This window comes from Streptococcus sp. 23.2, assembly GCF_016648665.1.
Lineage (GTDB): Bacteria > Bacillota > Bacilli > Lactobacillales > Streptococcaceae > Streptococcus > Streptococcus salivarius_E.
In genome coordinates this window covers 1-17,325 of the sequence record NZ_JACLQJ010000011.1, presented here as the reverse complement: position 1 = coordinate 17,325, position 17,325 = coordinate 1, and the positions used below count along the sequence as shown (strand labels likewise).

Annotated in this window: 14 protein-coding genes; all 14 read left to right on the top strand. The window is 40.0% G+C overall.

Annotated elements, in window-relative coordinates:
- Window positions 1-645 precede the first annotated feature (645 nt).
- The 14 genes from H7T98_RS06805 (at window position 646) to H7T98_RS06740 (ending at window position 17,186) form a co-directional block, all read left to right on the top strand.
- Window positions 646-1,605, top strand: a complete 960-nt coding sequence (locus tag H7T98_RS06805; protein WP_118188936.1) for a competence protein CoiA — start codon at window positions 646-648, stop codon at window positions 1,603-1,605.
- 10 nt (window positions 1,606-1,615) lie between these two features.
- Window positions 1,616-3,421, top strand: coding sequence for an oligoendopeptidase F (gene pepF, locus H7T98_RS06800; RefSeq protein ID WP_201061556.1), 1,806 nt, complete (start codon window positions 1,616-1,618; stop codon window positions 3,419-3,421).
- A 211-nt stretch (window positions 3,422-3,632) separates the two neighbouring features.
- On the top strand, window positions 3,633-4,853 hold the full coding sequence (locus H7T98_RS06795; RefSeq protein WP_201061554.1) for an MFS transporter: 1,221 nt from the start codon (window positions 3,633-3,635) through the stop codon (window positions 4,851-4,853).
- A 71-nt stretch (window positions 4,854-4,924) separates the two neighbouring features.
- On the top strand, window positions 4,925-5,632 hold the full coding sequence (locus tag H7T98_RS06790) for an O-methyltransferase (protein ID WP_014633986.1): 708 nt from the start codon (window positions 4,925-4,927) through the stop codon (window positions 5,630-5,632).
- A gap of 61 nt (window positions 5,633-5,693) precedes the next feature.
- Complete coding sequence (locus H7T98_RS06785) at window positions 5,694-6,836, top strand: peptidyl-prolyl cis-trans isomerase (RefSeq protein ID WP_014633987.1); 1,143 nt, start codon at window positions 5,694-5,696, stop codon at window positions 6,834-6,836.
- A gap of 68 nt (window positions 6,837-6,904) precedes the next feature.
- Window positions 6,905-7,042 carry a hypothetical protein gene (locus tag H7T98_RS06780; RefSeq protein ID WP_158084691.1) on the top strand — a complete coding sequence of 46 codons (138 nt, stop codon included), beginning with the start codon at window positions 6,905-6,907 and terminating at the stop codon, window positions 7,040-7,042.
- Window positions 7,043-7,174: 132 nt separating this feature from the next.
- The gene (locus H7T98_RS06775) at window positions 7,175-7,660 is read left to right on the top strand and encodes an LURP-one-related/scramblase family protein (protein WP_064520603.1); all 486 of its coding nucleotides are present in this window, start codon (window positions 7,175-7,177) and stop codon (window positions 7,658-7,660) included.
- A 24-nt stretch (window positions 7,661-7,684) separates the two neighbouring features.
- Window positions 7,685-10,303: an alanine--tRNA ligase gene (alaS, locus tag H7T98_RS06770; RefSeq protein ID WP_201061552.1), complete on the top strand. Its 2,619-nt coding sequence runs from the start codon at window positions 7,685-7,687 to the stop codon at window positions 10,301-10,303.
- Between the two features lie 177 nt (window positions 10,304-10,480).
- On the top strand, window positions 10,481-11,404 hold the full coding sequence (locus H7T98_RS06765; RefSeq protein ID WP_201061550.1) for a helix-turn-helix domain-containing protein: 924 nt from the start codon (window positions 10,481-10,483) through the stop codon (window positions 11,402-11,404).
- A gap of 138 nt (window positions 11,405-11,542) precedes the next feature.
- On the top strand, window positions 11,543-12,235 hold the full coding sequence (locus H7T98_RS06760) for a DUF6287 domain-containing protein (RefSeq protein ID WP_048676274.1): 693 nt from the start codon (window positions 11,543-11,545) through the stop codon (window positions 12,233-12,235).
- Between the two features lie 64 nt (window positions 12,236-12,299).
- Complete coding sequence (locus H7T98_RS06755; protein WP_175057430.1) at window positions 12,300-12,599, top strand: hypothetical protein; 300 nt, start codon at window positions 12,300-12,302, stop codon at window positions 12,597-12,599.
- Window positions 12,600-12,875: 276 nt separating this feature from the next.
- Window positions 12,876-15,431, top strand: coding sequence for an SH3 domain-containing protein (locus H7T98_RS06750; protein ID WP_201061548.1), 2,556 nt, complete (start codon window positions 12,876-12,878; stop codon window positions 15,429-15,431).
- Between the two features lie 201 nt (window positions 15,432-15,632).
- A complete protein-coding gene (locus H7T98_RS06745) occupies window positions 15,633-16,385 on the top strand; it encodes a LytTR family transcriptional regulator DNA-binding domain-containing protein (protein WP_201061547.1) in 753 nt (250 codons plus the stop codon).
- A 135-nt stretch (window positions 16,386-16,520) separates the two neighbouring features.
- Window positions 16,521-17,186 (top strand): DUF6287 domain-containing protein, encoded by a 666-nt coding sequence (locus H7T98_RS06740; RefSeq protein ID WP_201061545.1) that lies wholly within the window; start codon window positions 16,521-16,523, stop codon window positions 17,184-17,186.
- The last annotated feature ends 139 nt before the right edge of the window (window positions 17,187-17,325 follow it).

Sequence of the window (17,325 nt, the reverse complement as noted above, 5' to 3'; positions counted from 1 at the left end):
CAATACTCTTCTAGGAAATAGTATCTTGTAAGCAGTATGACGTGCTGCGTAAAGAAGCTAGAGGGAAAGTTCTTCAGATTGACTGACTATCAATCACAAGATACTCTTAACTAGAAACCATTTTGGACCAACACGGTTTTGCGTTTGTTGGTATTGAACTGCACCTAGGGAAATGGTGGTTCAATGTTAGTAAATAAAGACTTTAACTTGTAAAAGTCTAAAAATTGTTTTATCTCATTATCAACTCAAGGATTAAGTTTTTAGTGGGATTGCGGAACAAAAGGGTGATAAGCATATTGGGATGATGCTTCAGTGACGGAATTTGACCAGATGTTTGTGAGAGCATCTGTCTATGCTACAATAGCTATTTTTAATGGCTATGTGGGATAGAAACTGTTTTCAAGATCCTGATTCCTAGGAAAATTGGGGGATTTTCCTTGAAGAATTGAGATTTTTGAAAAGAGATCAAATGGACTGAGCGGCACTTGTATCCCAAGGTAAGCAATACACCTATAAACCTAAGTTTCCATACAGCAGGGAGCAAGTTTCAGTTTGAATGGGGGACGCATCTAGAGTAATCTAGATGTTTTTTTATTTTGTGAATTCTTTTACGAATAAGTAAGAGAGTGCACGAAGGAGAGAGTTATGTTAATTGCAAGAAATCAGAAAGGAAATCTCGTTTCAGCTCTAGAAACTAGTTTGAATCGTAAGGATTCTTATTGCTGTCCGGGCTGCCAAGGAGTTGTCCTTCTGAGACAGGGTCAGGTGATGTGTCCACATTTTGCTCATAAGTCTTTGCAAGATTGTCAGTTCTTCTCGGAGAATGAATCTGCCCAACATCTATCGCTTAAGTCAGCTTTATATAAATCCTTGGTTAATCATGGTGAAAGAGTATGGATTGAAAAGGTTTTGCCTGAGATGGGGCAAATTGCAGATTTATTTGTTGGCGATTCCCTAGCTCTGGAAGTCCAGTGTTCTCGTTTATCCCAGCAACGTTTGAGAGAGAGGACACATGCTTATCATCAAGCGGGTTACGAGGTGCGCTGGCTTTTAGGCGAAGACCTTTGGTTGGGTCAGCGTTTAACTGGTTTACAGCGGGACTTTCTCTATTTTACAGCTAAGGTAGGATTTCACCTATGGGAGCTTGATTGGAAGCGTGAGGAAATTAGACTTAAGTATCTTATCTATGAGGATATTTTTGGGAAAGTCTATTATTTAACTAAGGCTTGGCCGTTAACCGAAAATCTCATGACAGTTTTACGTTTTCCTTATCAAGCAGAGCAGGTTGAGACTTATCAAGTAACTCAGCGAAAGAAGGTCTCACAGGTAATTCAACGAGAATTAATGGGGAAAAATCCAAGGTGGATGAGAAGGCAGGAGGAGGCTTATCTTAAGGGAATGAATTTGTTGAGTTTGTCTGATCAGGATTTTTTTCCACAAGTGAGATTTCCCGAATCTAAGCAAGGATTTGTCCAAATCGGACAGTCACTTGAAGGTTTTGAAAAGCTTTTTAAGCAATATTATCGAAAAAGTCATTTTTCTTATCGACAAACTCTCTACCCTCCCACCTTTTATGCTAAAATAGAAAAGAATAGACACAATTAAGGAGAATATTATGTCAGACAATCGTACTCATTTAGAAGAAAAATACACATGGGATTTGACGACCATTTTTGCGACAGATGCAGATTGGGAGACCGAATATGAAAGCACTGTTCAGGATTTGAAGAAGGCTAGTGCTTATGTAGGTCATCTCTTGGATTCTGCTAAGAACTTGCTTGGGGCAACAGAACTTTATATGAGCCTTATGCGTCGCTTGGAGAAAATCTATGTCTATGCGTCAATGAAAAATGACCAAGACACAACAGTAGGTCTGTATCAAGAGTACCAAGCAAAGGCCTCAAACCTTTATTCACAGTTGAGTGAAGCCTTTGCTTACTTTGAGCCTGAATTTATGGCCTTGGATGCTGAAAAGTTAACAGCCTTCAAAGCAGAGGAACCAGAGCTTGGACTTTATGACCACTATTTCGAACGTCTCTTGGCAAACAAGGACCACGTTCTTTCTCAAGAAGCGGAAGAACTCTTGGCAGCAGCCGGTGATATTTTCAACGGTCCAACGGATACCTTTAATGTCTTGGATAATGCTGATATCCTCTTCCCATGGGTATCAGATGGCCAAGGGGATGTGGTTGAGTTGACACATGGTAACTTTATCACCCTCATGGAATCTAAGGACCGTGACATTCGTAAGGGTGCTTATGAAGCGATGTACGGTACTTACGAGCAGTTCCAACATACCTATGCACAAACACTTCAAGGCGTTGTTAAGGTTCACAATTACCAAGCCAAAGTTCGTCACTATAATTCAGCACGTCATGCAGCACTTGCGGCTAACTTTATTCCAGAGAGTGTTTATGACTCACTCTTGGAATCAGTGAACAAGCATTTGCCACTTTTGCACCGTTACCTTAATTTGCGTAAGAAGGTCTTGGGACTTGACGAGCTTAAGATGTATGACGTCTATACACCACTTTCTGAGACTGAAACTGCTCTTACTTATGAAGAATCTCTCAAGAAAGCAGAAGAGGTCTTGGCAATCTTTGGTGAAGAGTATAGTAAAGGGGTTCATGCAGCCTTTACGGAACGTTGGATTGACGTTCACCCTAACAAAGGAAAACGTTCAGGTGCCTACTCAGGTGGTGCCTATGATACCAATGCTTTCATGCTTTTGAACTGGCAAGACACTTTGGACAACCTCTTTACCTTGGTTCACGAGACTGGCCACAGCTTGCACTCAACGTTCACACGTCAGACTCAACCGTATGTTTACGGAGATTACCCAATCTTCTTGGCAGAAATTGCATCTACAACCAATGAAAATATCTTGACAGAAACGCTTCTTAAAGAGGTTAAAGATGACAAGACACGCTTTGCTATTCTTAACCACTATTTGGATGGTTTCAAGGGAACTGTCTTCCGTCAAACACAATTTGCTGAGTTTGAACATGCTATCCATGAGGCAGATGCATCTGGTCAAATCTTGACAGCCGACTTCATGAATAAGCTTTACGCAGATCTCAATGAGAAATACTATAACCTTAAAGCTGAAGATAACTACGAAATTCAGTTTGAGTGGGAACGTATTCCGCATTTCTACATGAATTACTATGTCTACCAATACGCTACAGGGTTTGCAGCAGCAAGCTACTTGGCTGAAAAAATTGTTCACGGTACTGAAGAAGATAAAGAAGCTTACCTTACTTACCTCAAGGCAGGAAGCTCAGATTATCCTTTGGAAGTCATCAAGAAAGCTGGGGTTGATATGACCAATACCGACTACTTGGATGCAGCTTTTAAAGTCTTTGAAGACCGTCTCGTTGAATTGGAAGCCTTGGTTGAAAAAGGTGTTCACCTTTCTTAAAAAGAAGTCACTATAAGAGAGAATCATTCTGAATCAGGATGATTCTTTTTATGTTTAAAAACGAACATTTACTAGAATATAAGTTCTAATTGATATGGAAATATATGGATGAGCATATTTATAGCCCCTAGTTTATATTCATGATTGACTAAAAACCTAACGTTTTACAGTTGATAAGTGAACAATGTTCAGAAATAGAAAATAGGTTTTTGTGAAAACAACCAATCGTTATCTTGTAGCAACGTGTGGTGTCTTACTCCATCTCATGTTGGGGTCTACCTATGCTTGGAGTATCTATCGTAATCCTATTATGGCCCAGACTGGCTGGGATCAGTCCTCAGTTTCATTTGCCTTCTCACTAGCTATCTTTTGTCTTGGTCTTTCTGCAGCCTTCATGGGACGACTGGTTGAAAAATTTGGTCCTAGGGTGACTGGAAGTATGTCGGCTGTTCTCTATGCTGGGGGAAATATTCTGACAGGAGTTGCCATTGCTCATGGAGAGCTGTGGATGCTTTATCTTGGTTATGGTATTCTTGGTGGTCTAGGACTGGGTGTGGGTTATATTACACCTGTTTCAACTATTATTAAGTGGTTTCCTGATAAGCGTGGCCTTGCGACTGGCCTTGCCATTATGGGCTTTGGCTTTGCCTCGCTGCTAACTAGTCCCATTGCTCAATATCTGATTCAGGCACGTGGTGTTGAGCAGACCTTTTATATCTTGGGGGTTGTTTATTTTGTTGTTATGCTTTTTGTCTCACAATTCATTAAACGTCCAAGTGTAGAGGAAGTACAACTGTTGGCCGACAAGAGACCAAACCGTCAAGCTGCTGATTTAAGTAAAGGGGTTACGGCTAATGAGGCCCTGAAATCGTCAACTTTCTACTGGTTATGGCTTATTCTGTTTATCAATATTTCATGTGGCTTAGCCCTTGTCTCTGCTATTTCTCCAATGGCTCAAGATATGGTTGGGATGTCAGCGGAATCAGCGGCGGTTGTTGTAGGTGTTATGGGAATCTTTAATGGTTTTGGTCGCCTTCTGTGGGCAGGCTTGTCGGATTATATTGGGCGTCCGAAGACCTTTATTCTCCTCTTTGTGGTTAATATTGTTATGGCCGTCCTCCTAATTGTCCTGCAAGTGCCACTTGTCTTTGTGGTTGCGATGGCTGTTCTGATGACTTGTTACGGGGCAGGCTTCTCCTTGATTCCTCCCTACCTCAGTGATATCTTTGGGGCAAAGGAGTTGGCTACCCTTCATGGTTATATTCTGACTGCCTGGGCTATGGCAGCCTTAGTGGGGCCGATGCTCTTATCGGTAACTTATGAATTGACAAAATCTTACCAGATGACACTTCTTGTTTTCATCGCTCTTTACATGGTAGCTTTGGTCATTTCCTATCTCGTGAAAAAGAAGGTCATCAGTCAAGTGGCTTAATAATTACGATTTGGTTTATAGATAAGAAATATCTCTAGTACTCGCTAGGGATTTTTTATATAATAAAACACATGGTTAAATCATATAGTAAAAACGCAAATCACAACATGCGACGTCCTGTAGTCAACAAGGATATCGTGGACTACATGCGAACGCATCTTCAGGAAAATAAAGGGCATTTGGCTGAACTGGAGGCCTTTGCTCGTAAGGAAAATATTCCAATTATCCAGCACGAAGTTGTTGCTTATTTCCGATTTTTGTTGCAGACCTTGCAGCCTAAGAAAATCCTTGAGGTAGGAACAGCTATTGGTTTTTCAGCCCTTCTTATGGCTGAGTATGCACCTGATGCTCAGATTACGACGGTTGATCGTAATGAAGAAATGATTGGCTTTGCCAAGGAAAATCTAGCCAAGTATGACAGTCGCAAACAAATTACCTTGGTTGAAGGAGATGCAGCAGAAGTTTTGCAAGATTTGGACACTGATTATGATTTTGTCTTTATGGACTCAGCCAAGTCTAAATATATCGTCTTTCTGCCTGAAATTCTAAAACGTCTCAAGGTAGGTGGTGTCATCGTCTTTGATGATATCTTCCAAGGGGGGGATATTGCCAAAGACATCATGGAGGTTCGTCGTGGTCAGCGTACGATTTACCGTGGCTTGCATCGTCTTTTTGATGCGACCTTAGATAACCCTGGATTGACTGCTAGTTTGGTCCCTATGAGTGACGGACTTCTTATGCTTCGGAAAAATTCTGAAAATATTATCTTGCCAGATTAAGCATTATTTAAGTAAGTGTGGTATAATAACAAAGATATTGACAATTTAAGGAGTAGATAGAATGGCTAAAGAAAATGAAAACCTTGAGTCAACAGAAGAAACTGTTGAAGAGGTTGTAGCAGACAAAGACGCAGAACAAGAGCATCTTGATCGCCAAAAAGAAGAAGAGGAAAGCATCGCCCTCGCCAGTGAAAAAGCGAAAGAAAAAGCTAAACGTGCTAAAACTAAAAAGACACGTGATGCTGGTAAACCAAGCTCAGGTGGTCGCTTCCTTGGGGGTCTTGCCCTTGTAGCTGTTTCAGCTCTCGTTGGTGCAGGTGCTATGTATGTTTCTCTAGGTAACAAAACAACTGAAGAAACAACTTTGGTATCTATGAAAGGTGATACTGTTACTGTTGGTGATGTTTTTGATTCACTTAAAGGTAGCAGCCAAACACAACAAAGTGTTTTGAGTGCAACTTTGCAAAAGGCTCTTGAAAAAGAATATGGTAGCAAGGTCAGCAAAGAAGACGTTGACAAAGCTTATAAGCAAGCTTCAGAACAATACGGAGATCAATTCTCACAAGTACTTGCAGCCTATGGTCAAACAGAAGAGTCATACCGTAATCAAATCCGTACACAAAAATTGGTTGAGTATGCTGTTAACCAAGCCGCACAAAAAGATTTGACGGAAGCAAATTACAAGGCTGCCTATGATAACTACACACCAAATACAGAGGTGCAAGTGGTTTCAACTACTGATAAAGCAGTTGCAGATAAAGTAGACTCTGAAGCTAAGGCAGAAGGAGCAGATTTCTCACAAGTAGCTAAAGATAACAGCTTGGAAGTGACTTCTAAGACAGTTAACTCTGCTTCTCAAGACTTCCCAGCAGATGTTTTGACAGCAGCTTTCAAACAAGATGCTAATGCCGTTTCTGACGTAGTGACTGTTTCAAACAGCTCAACTGGTGCTGCAACTTACTACATCGTCAAAACTGTTTCAAAATCTGAGAAAAATGCAGATTGGAAAAACTATAAGGATGATTTGACTAAGGTCATCATCAATGGTAAGAAATCTGATACTAACTTCACTAACTCAGTGATTGCTAAGGTCCTTAAGAAATATAATGTTAAAGTTGTAGATAAGGCCTTTAGCGCAATTCTTGACCAGTATGTGACTGGTTCTGGAGCTTCATCAAGTTCATCATCAAGCTCTAGCAAATAAATCACAAGATAGAGTTGATAATGCTATTATCAGCTTGACCTAAGACCTAAAACACGTTAAAATGGAGAGTGGCTGAAGGTTCTAATATCATGACATTTTTAGCCTTCCCTTTGAGATTGGTAATCATCGCTTCTGATACAGAAAAATGGCGGTCGTTGCGAGCCATGGACGAATCTGGTTACTTGCTACTCAAAGTTCACAATTAAAGACAAATAAGAATGACAAGTTCATTGAATGAAGGTGGTACCGCGGTTCACGTCGCCCTTCGTTTAGTGGTCTTGTCTTTTATTCTTTGGGTATTTTCTGAATGAAATGTATGACAATATTGGAGGTAGCGTATGAAAACCTATTTTGTCAAACAGAAGTTTCGATTGGGTGGCGAACGCTTTGATATCAAGGATGATCAAGGTAGAGTTGCCTATCAGGTTGAAGGATCCTTTTTCAAGATTCCAAAGACCTTTACAATTTTTGGTGAGGATGGTCGTGAGATTAGTCATATCACCAAGGAGCCGCTTAGTCTCTTGCCTAAGTTTACAGTAGACTTGCAGGATGGTTCGAGTTTTTACATTCGAAAAAAATTAACCCTTCTTCGTGATAAGTATGATGTCGATAATCTTGGCTTGCGAATAGAGGGTAATATTTGGGACTTGGATTTTCAACTACTTAATAGTCAAAATCAGGTAGTTGCTAGGATTCAAAAGGAGCTCTTCCATCTGACATCGACCTATACTGTTACTGTTTATGAAAATACTTACGCCGATTTGGCCATTTCCCTGTGTGTTGCTATTGACTATGTGGAAATGCTCGAGAATAGCTCAAAATAAGAAACATTTATTTAAGGAGAAACAATGAAACAACTTACTTCAGCACAAATTCGTCAAATGTGGCTTGATTTCTGGAAATCAAAAGGTCACGCTGTTGAACCATCAGCTAACTTGGTTCCAGTTAACGATCCAACCCTTCTTTGGATTAACTCAGGGGTTGCCACTTTGAAAAAATACTTTGATGGCTCTGTGATTCCTGAAAATCCACGTATCACCAACTCACAAAAGGCTATCCGTACCAATGATATCGAAAACGTTGGTAAGACAGCTCGTCACCACACAATGTTTGAAATGCTTGGTAACTTCTCAGTTGGGGACTACTTCCGTGATGAAGCTATCGAATGGGGTTATGAGCTTTTGACAAGCCCAGAGTGGTTTGATTTTCCAAAAGACAAACTTTACATGACTTACTATCCAGATGATAAAGATTCATACAACCGTTGGATTGCTTGCGGTGTTGAACCAAGTCATTTGATTCCAATTGAAGATAACTTCTGGGAAATCGGTGCTGGACCTTCAGGACCAGATACTGAAATCTTCTTTGACCGTGGCGAAGACTTTGACCCTGACAATATTGGTATCCGTTTGCTTGAAGAAGATATTGAAAACGACCGTTACATTGAAATTTGGAACATCGTTTTGTCACAATTCAACGCAGATCCAGCTGTTCCACGTTCAGAATATAAAGAACTTCCTAATAAAAACATTGATACGGGCGCAGGTCTTGAACGTCTTGTAGCCGTAATGCAAGGGGCTAAAACAAACTTTGAAACAGACCTCTTCATGCCTATCATTCGTGAAATCGAAAAAATGTCTGGTAAAACTTATGATCCAGATGGTGACACAATGAGCTTCAAGGTCATCGCTGACCACATCCGTTCATTGGCATTTGCCATTGGTGATGGTGCCCTTCCAGGTAATGAAGGTCGTGGTTATGTCCTTCGTCGTCTTCTCCGTCGTGCCGTAATGCACGGCCGTCGTCTCGGCATTTCTGATGCTTTCTTGTACAAACTTGTTCCAACTGTTGGTCAAATTATGGAAAGCTATTACCCAGAAGTTCTTGAGAAGAAAGACTTTATCGAGAAGATTGTTAAACGTGAAGAAGAAACCTTTGCACGTACCATCGATGCAGGTTCAAGCATGCTTGACGAGCTTCTTACTAACCTTAAGAAATCTGGTAAAGATACGCTTGAAGGTAAAGACATCTTTAAACTTTACGATACTTATGGATTCCCAGTGGAATTGACAGAAGAGTTGGCTGAAGATGAAGGCTTCAAGATTGATCATGAAGGTTTCAAAGCTGCCATGAAAGAACAACAAGACCGTGCGCGTGCTAGCGTCGTCAAAGGTGGTTCTATGGGTATGCAAAATGAAACCCTCGCTAACATCACTGAACCATCTGAGTTCTTGTATGAAGCGGAAACTGCTGAAAGCCGTTTGAGCGTCCTCGTTGCTGATGATGCTCGTCATGATAGTGTTAACTCTGGTCAAGCCCTCCTTGTCTTTGAACAAACACCATTCTACGCTGAAATGGGTGGACAAGTAGCAGACCACGGTACAATCTCAGATGCAGCTGGTACAGTCGTTGCGCGTGTGGTTGACGTTCAACGTGCACCAAATGGACAAGCCCTTCACACTGTTGAAGTTGAAGGTGAACTTGTTGTAGGAGCTAACTACAAACTTGAAATTGACCACACACGTCGTCACCGTGTCATGAAGAACCACACAGCGACTCACCTCTTGCACGCTGCCCTTCATAACATCGTCGGTGATCATGCTGTTCAAGCCGGTTCTCTTAACGAACAAGAATTCTTGCGTTTCGACTTCACTCACTTTGAGGCTGTAACTCCAGAAGAATTGCGTGCTATCGAAGAACAAGTCAACGAAGAAATCTGGAAAGCTACTCCAGTAACAACTATTGAAACAGACATTGACACTGCTAAATCAATGGGAGCTATGGCCCTCTTTGGTGAAAAATATGGTAAGAATGTTCGTGTCGTTTCAATCGGTGATTACTCTGTTGAGCTTTGTGGTGGTACGCACGTTGCCAACACTGCTGAAATCGGTATGTTCAAGATTGTCAAAGAAGAGGGTATCGGTTCAGGAACACGCCGTATCTTGGCAGTGACATCACGTGAAGCTTACCTTGCTTACCGTGAAGAAGAAGATGCCCTCAAAGCAATCGCAGCAACACTTAAAGCACCACAATTGAAAGAAGTGCCTAACAAGGTTGCTAGCCTTCAAGAGCAATTGCATGCCCTTCAAAAAGAAAATGCAGCGCTTAAAGAAAAGGCAGCTGCAGCTGCAGCTGGTGACGTCTTCAAAGATGTTAAAGAAGCTAACGGTGTTCGTTACATTGCTAGCCAAGTAGAAGTTTCTGATGCAGGTGCCCTTCGTACCTTTGCGGACCAATGGAAACAAGCAGACTACTCTGATGTCCTTGTCCTTGCAGCTCACATTGGCGAAAAAGTTAATGTCCTCGTAGCAAGCAAGTCTAAAGATGTTCACGCAGGTAATGTTATCAAGGTTCTCGCACCAATCGTATCAGGTCGTGGTGGTGGTAAACCAGATATGGCCATGGCCGGTGGTAGCGATGCCAATGGTATCCAAGATCTTCTTTCAGCAGTAGCAGAACAGCTCTAAGATGTGATACAATAAAAGTAACTTGAAAAGGTAGGATGAAAATCCTATCTTTTTTCTTTGTAAGTGGTATTGAAAGTAATGATTATTTTCGTTTCATAATTGAAATAGTGAATACTGAGTGGTATACTATTACAAATCATAAAAATTATAATAGTTTCAAGTAAAAGGGAGCTAGCGATGTTTGGACAAGACTTTGGTCATCGGTTAAGAGAGTTGAGATTAGCAAAAGGACTCACTAAAGAAAAATTTTGTGAAGGGGATGAGGTTTTATCAGTACGACAATTGACACGTATAGAAACAGGGAAGTCTCAACCTAAACTAGAAACCTTAGAGCACTTGGCAAGACGTCTGAATATATCTTTATCGGAATTGCTTGGAGAGAGAGCTATAGGCTCAAAGTTGCCGGTAGAATACCTCAATCTCAAATATCAATTGATGCATGCGACTAGTCTAGATAAGCCAAATAACCTAATGAAACTAGACGAAAAGCTGGGTAAAATTATTGATATCTATTATGATGATTTGCCAGTTGATGAACAGAGGGTAGTTGATATCTTACAGTCAAAACTTTACTCATATACTTCAAAGACACACCAAAAATTTGGCATGAGCATATTGGAGAAGAGTTTACCATCATTATGTGAGAAAAGGGTATACGGTATCAATGACCTACTACTTATAGAACTATATCAAATCTCGTTAGGAGATGGTGATAGCATGCGGTCAGATGGGTTTAGTGAAGGGACTTTTTATACCATTTGTAGAAATCTAATAAATAGTTATGATAATATTCCCACGGAGTATTTATTTTTACTTAGGGATGCCTTATTAATGGTTCCAATAGTTGAATATGAACGAAAAAAGTTTCATTTATCGGAAGTAGCATTCAATCAACTGCATCACATTATGGAGGAAACTCAAGATTATCAGAAAAAACCAATTTTGAGAATGCTAGAGGGACAATATCTATATGTTGTAAAGAATGATATTTTTGAGGCTAAAAAGGCCTATCAAGAAGGGATAATCTTGGCTAGATTATTAGGAGATACCTCTTTAGCAGATATCATATCAGAGAAAATGAGAGATGCCATGAAAGAATAGAGCAGGACATACGTGTCCTGTTCTTTTTTTCTAATATGCAGTATATTATATCCATAAGAAGAACTAAAGAATATAACTTATTTCATCGAGATTTTTGAAAATGACACAGTCTAAAATAGAGTATTAAGGAGAATTATTATGAAACCTGCTACAAAACGTTTCACAACTTTAACTGCACTTGCTTTGACTTCCGTTCTATTACTTGGTGCATGTGGTAATAACAAGAAGGAAGCTACATTAACATCGAGCTCTAGTAAGGTTAGTCAGAAAGTGAAATCGACAAAACCATCTTCAAAAGAAAAAACTAAGAAGTCTGAGCAAAAGACAAAATCTTCTAGTTCAGAAGAGGTCTCAAAAGCAACCTCTGGAGAAACGGCTTCACAACCATCAGCCGGAAATGTTTCTGGATCTACTCAACAAGAAGTTGCTCCAACAAATCCTAGTGAAGAAACAGCTGAAGTAAATCAAGGAACTACGACAGAACAACCAGCTGCTTCGGCGGAACAAACACCAGCTACCACAGTAGTTGATGCTACGGCAATGGCTAATGGTGATTTCTCTAGTGTTGCTGGTACTTATCAAAATGACTTAGGGGACACAATTACAGTATCCCCATCCGGTAGTGTAACCCGTGTTGGTGCTGAAAGTGGTTATAGTGATACAAGTAGTCAGCTATTTAATGGTTTTGCTCAAGATGGCGGTTATGTAGCAGGTTTTGCTCATAATGATGGACCAACCAGTGACCCAATTTTCTTTGATAGTAACGGACAGATTCGTTTCGGTTCTGATGCGATATATGGTCGGATGCATGTTTACAATAAATTAGATTAATGGTATTGTCTCTCAGTACTTAAGAAAAGGAAATCACAAGTAGTAGAAGGAGCACACTTTAAAAATGTCTCAAAAAGAACAAGGAGAAGTAAGAAGTACTAGTGGTACCTTAAAGGGTATCTATCACTATTTGAATTCTCCCAGTCCTCATTTGTTTCCGTTTGTCTTTATTAGTAACGTAACAGATAGCTTTCAGATGTTTCGCGTGTGTAAGAATGGTGAGCCAATTGCCTTTCCTGTACTTCTACCAAATCAGTATAAAATTGTTTACATTAAGGACTTTCAAAATGTTAGCTCCTGTGATGAGATTACAGTGACTGAACATTTAGAAGAATACATTTATGATGAATCAGACTTAGACTAGATTGATACCTATAGTCAAATCAACTCAGAATGAATTAATTAATCTATTCAGATTTGCTTAATGTGTCAAGGAATTAGATGTAGCAAAAGCCCTCAGGTAGTTCTTGGGGTTTTTCTTAATTATAGTTATTTGAAAGAATTAGATATCAATTTTCTACAAAATAAAGTTTAGTAACAATATTGAAATAATTGTAAAAAATATTTCAAAGGGGTATAATAGAAATGTGAAAACGGTTCCAAGTTTTATCAAACAGCCTAGAAAGTGAGAGTGATCAAAATGAGAAAGGCATATGTTGTTAAGGAACGTCAACGTTACTCAATTCGTAAATATTCTTTTGGAGCTGCATCAGTCTTGATTGGTGCGAGCTTGATGCTTGGTGGACATGCTTTGGCTCAGGAACAAGCCAACAGCACAAGTACCAGCAAGGACTATGAAGTTTTTGTAAATAATTCTGAACCACTTCAAATCGACCAGGCAACTTCAGAAGCTGTTACCGATGTCCTCAATCAACCAGCTTCAAGATCTGAAGCGCCAAGACCTAAGCTTGCTAGCAGTGAGGTTGCCTCTTCTGAAGCTAATAGTGTAGTGGCTAGCGAGGCTGCTTCTTTGGAAGTACCGGCAGAGGTTGCTCATTCTGCATCTGCTGTTGCTACTGTTTCTAGATCAGAAGTGGCTAGCCCACGTTCTGAAGTGTCATCAGTAGCTAGCTCTGAAGTAGCAAGTGAGACTAACCGTTCAGCAACTTCAGAAGTAGCAGAAGCTAGAGTTACTGACCGTGAAGCTGTGGATACTCCTCAACCTGGTGTGGATGGTCCAGTGACTGCTGATGGTTCTCTTGATATTCCATCAAACGGTACCTATTATTTCCGTCGCACAACTGAAATTCGTACAGCGCCTATCATGGATATCAAACCTACCTTTGTCTTTAGTGCGGGCGACCATGTTATCTATGATAAGGTCTTGAAGAGAGACAATCATCAATGGATTTCTTACATTGGCTACGACTATGAACGCTACTACGCTGATATCGCAGCATTGAAGGCTGAAGACACTAGTAGCAACTCTGAAGCGACTAGAGATGAAACCATCCCTGAACGTGGTACTTATTACTTCACTAAACCTGCAGATGTGAAGAATCAACCTAGCTTGACTGCCAAGACTGAGTTCAATTTTGATCCGGGCATGTCAGTCAACTATGATAGATCTTTGCTTGCTGACAACCACCGTTGGATTTCTTATGTGTCATACAATGGTACTCGTCGTTACGTCGACCTAGGTGCTGCTGCAGAGGCTGTAGCTAAACCAAGAGGCGATATCGCTATTGAAAGTCATGACAATGGTGACTTTAGTGTAGTTATCAGTAATGTTTCAGATCAAAACGGTGTCCTCGGGGTATCTGTTCCAATCTGGTCTGAAAAGAATGGACAAGATGATATCATCTGGTACAATGCGACTCGTCTTAACAACGGTAACTACAAGGTTAACGTCAGTCTAACTGACCACAAGAATGAACGTGGTCTCTACAATGTTCATCTTTACTATGTTGAAACTAATGGTAAATTAGTTGGTGTGGGTGGCACAACTTACACAGTTCCTGCTAAGGTTGAAGAAGCTCATACAACTACTAGCTATAGCCTTCCTGATGCAGGAACTTACACCTTCAAAGAACGCTCTAGCATTAAGGCAGAACCTCGTGTGGCAAGTCCAGAGTTAGCCTACTACGATGCTGGTATGTCAGTTAACTACGACAAGATTGTCAGTGGTGATGGTTATCAATGGCTTTCTTACCTCAGCTACAATGGCAACCGCCGTTATGTAGTTGTGGCAAAACTTACTCAACAAGAAAGCAAACCAAGTGGCACTATCAATATTGAAAACCTATCTAACCTCGGTTTCGATGTTCATATCACCAATGTTTCTGGTGGTGACAAGGCTATCCAAGGCGTGAGTGTTCCAGTTTGGACATCCAAAGATGGTCAAGATGATCTTGTATGGCACCAAGCTAGCAGACAAAGTGATGGTAGCTATAAGGTTCGTATCAACGTTAGTGACCATAAGGCTGAAGCAGGTGAATACATTGTCCATCTCTATTATGTTCAAGACGGTAAGATGGTAGGAATCGGAGGTACTAGCACAACTGTTCCAGTTCAAAATGCAACCCGCCACAACCTTCCAGCTTCAGGTTCATATACCTTTACCGCTCGTACTGGCATCAAGACTCAACCTTTGGTAGCCAACCCAGATGTTAGCTATTACGATTCAGGCATGTCAGTCAACTATGATAAGGTTGTCAATAATGATGGCTATACATGGCTTTCTTACCTCAGCTATTCAGGACATCGTTTCTATGTGGCTATCACACCAACGAGTGTGACTAAACCTGTAGAACAACCTGTTCAATCAAGCACACCATCATCTGGTACCTATACTTTCAAAGAACGCTCTAGCATTAAAGCAGAACCAAGTGTAGATAGTCCAGAGTTGGCCTACTATGATGCTGGTATGTCTGTTAACTATGACAGATTGGTGACTGCAGATGGTCATACATGGCTCTCTTATGTTAGCCATGGAGGTAACCGACGTTATGTTGCTATTGATGGTAAGGCAACAGCAGTTGCTCAACCAGCAAGTCCAAGCCTAGCTGCAACTGGTACTTATACCTTTACCAAACCTAGTTCTATCAAAGCTCAACCAAGTGTAGCAAGTCCAGAGTTAGCCTACTATGATAAAGGCATGTCCGTTCGCTATGACAAGGTTCTAACAGCTGATGGACACACCTGGTTGTCTTATGTAACCTATAGCGGTGCAAGACGCTATGTAGATATTTCTTAAGAGTTTTAACATCACTCTCTTTTGAGGGTGGTGTTTTTTAGTTTCAAGAGTTGAATCAATATATTGTTTAATATGTTTTAGAAACATTTGCTGTAAATTAGCGAAAGTTGTAAAATCAAGGTGAAAGTATAGGATTCGTTCTATGAGTAACTAGCATCTTAAGTTATAGAATAAGGATGTTGTAATTAGAGGTGTTCAATTATGTTAGATATTTTTGTTTTAGAAGAAGATTATTTTCAACAAGCTCGTCTTAAGGATGCTATCCACAAGTCTAAACAAATATATATTTTAAGAATTGGGAAGGTCGATTTATACGATAAACCCAATCAATTATTAGAGTGTATTACGGAAAGGGGTTCGCACTTACTGTTTTTTCTAGATATTGCAACTGATAGTGATATCGAAGGGGGAATATTGGTTGCTCAACAGATACGTGAGCGAGATCCTTATGCTAGTATTGTTTTCATCACAGCACATCCCGAACTCCTACCATCAACCTTTCAGTATCGCTTAGCTGCACTTGATTTTATTGACAAGAATTTGCCTGATATTGAATATGAAGATAGGATTATTTCTGATATTGGATTAGCACTTTCTAAAAATGGTCTGAGCCGAATAGAGTGTGCTTTTACTATAGATACAAAGAATGCAACTATACAAGTTCCTTTTCATAAGATTCTCTATTTTGAAACATCTCCAACAGTTCATAAGGTGATTCTTCATACAACAGAAGAGCAAATTGAGTTCTATGGTCAATTGTCAAAAATTGTGAAACAAGATTGCAGACTGTATAAATGCCATAAATCATTTGTTGTAAATCCCGAAAACATTGTGAGATTGGACAAAGAGTTAGGTATTATTTATTTTGAAAACGGAGAGTCATGCTTGGTTTCAAAAGCTAAACAAAAAGAGATTGTTGCTAAGATGCTTGTTCCAAAACCCATGGCAGTTTGATGTATATAGTATTTTTATTTTAAAATGTTATTTTCTGATTACGACGAAAAAACGACTGTTTATGACTTCAATGAAAAATTTAGCTGTTTTTGTATTATAATAACCTAGTAAATTATCAGAAAAGGAATCTCACTCATGAAAAATACAAGTAAACTCATTGGTATCGTGTCAGCTCTTATTGTAGTTATCCTCGCTGTCTTCTTAGTGACTAAGTTTAATAGTCATGAGTCAGCGCGTGTTAGCACAAGTGGTAGCCCAGCCAAGACGGTCAAGAAATCATCTTCAAGCTCAAGTAAAGCTGTTAAGAAGGATAAGAAATCAACTCAATCATCATCTTCGGCAGTTTCAAATGAAGAAAATGACAATCAGGCTTCAGCAGTATCACCTAAAGCTTCTTCTCAAGAACAAGCTCAAGCAGGCGCTACGCAAGGTAGTAAAGTGGCTGAAGCAACAGCTGGAACAGATAATGTTACATCTGAGAAGAACACAAATAACGGTCAATCATCGCTTGACTTTGGTGCCCTTGACAATGGTGATATTAGCTCTCTTGTGGGAACTTGGACTAACGCGAATGGTGAATCAGTTACAATTAATGCTGATGGTACAATTATTAAAAACTCAACAGGTTATACTGCTCAATTGAAGCCTCAAAGAGTTTCAGACAATATTTTTTATGCAGGAGTATTCTCAGATACAAGCTCAGCTGCATTGAGAGCGATTTCTGGAGGTAGTAACGGCTCTGATTACCTTGTTATTGGTCAAGACCAAACTGCTGAAGGTTCCCCTTATTATCGTAACTAGTACGAAAAAAGATTGCTATTTATGAACTGCACCCCAAAAGTTAGACAGATAAAATCTAACTTTGTACTGACCCCAAAAAGTTAGACAAATAATTTAAGCAAAGGATTTAGTTCTGTATTGCACAGGACTAAGTCCTTTT

Bases quoted from the DNA above. Each gene is read 5' to 3' on its own strand.
- H7T98_RS06745 (WP_201061547.1), top strand. From the start codon at position 15,633: ATGTTAGATATTTTTGTTTTAGAAGAAGATTATTTTCAACAAGCTCGT.
- H7T98_RS06750 (WP_201061548.1), top strand. From the start codon at position 12,876: ATGAGAAAGGCATATGTTGTTAAGGAACGTCAACGTTACTCAATTCGT.
- H7T98_RS06755 (WP_175057430.1), top strand. From the start codon at position 12,300: ATGTCTCAAAAAGAACAAGGAGAAGTAAGAAGTACTAGTGGTACCTTA.
- H7T98_RS06765 (WP_201061550.1), top strand. From the start codon at position 10,481: ATGTTTGGACAAGACTTTGGTCATCGGTTAAGAGAGTTGAGATTAGCA.
- H7T98_RS06760 (WP_048676274.1), top strand. From the start codon at position 11,543: ATGAAACCTGCTACAAAACGTTTCACAACTTTAACTGCACTTGCTTTG.
- pepF (WP_201061556.1), top strand. From the start codon at position 1,616: ATGTCAGACAATCGTACTCATTTAGAAGAAAAATACACATGGGATTTG.
- H7T98_RS06785 (WP_014633987.1), top strand. From the start codon at position 5,694: ATGGCTAAAGAAAATGAAAACCTTGAGTCAACAGAAGAAACTGTTGAA.
- H7T98_RS06805 (WP_118188936.1), top strand. From the start codon at position 646: ATGTTAATTGCAAGAAATCAGAAAGGAAATCTCGTTTCAGCTCTAGAA.
- H7T98_RS06790 (WP_014633986.1), top strand. From the start codon at position 4,925: ATGGTTAAATCATATAGTAAAAACGCAAATCACAACATGCGACGTCCT.
- H7T98_RS06740 (WP_201061545.1), top strand. From the start codon at position 16,521: ATGAAAAATACAAGTAAACTCATTGGTATCGTGTCAGCTCTTATTGTA.
- H7T98_RS06775 (WP_064520603.1), top strand. From the start codon at position 7,175: ATGAAAACCTATTTTGTCAAACAGAAGTTTCGATTGGGTGGCGAACGC.
- alaS (WP_201061552.1), top strand. From the start codon at position 7,685: ATGAAACAACTTACTTCAGCACAAATTCGTCAAATGTGGCTTGATTTC.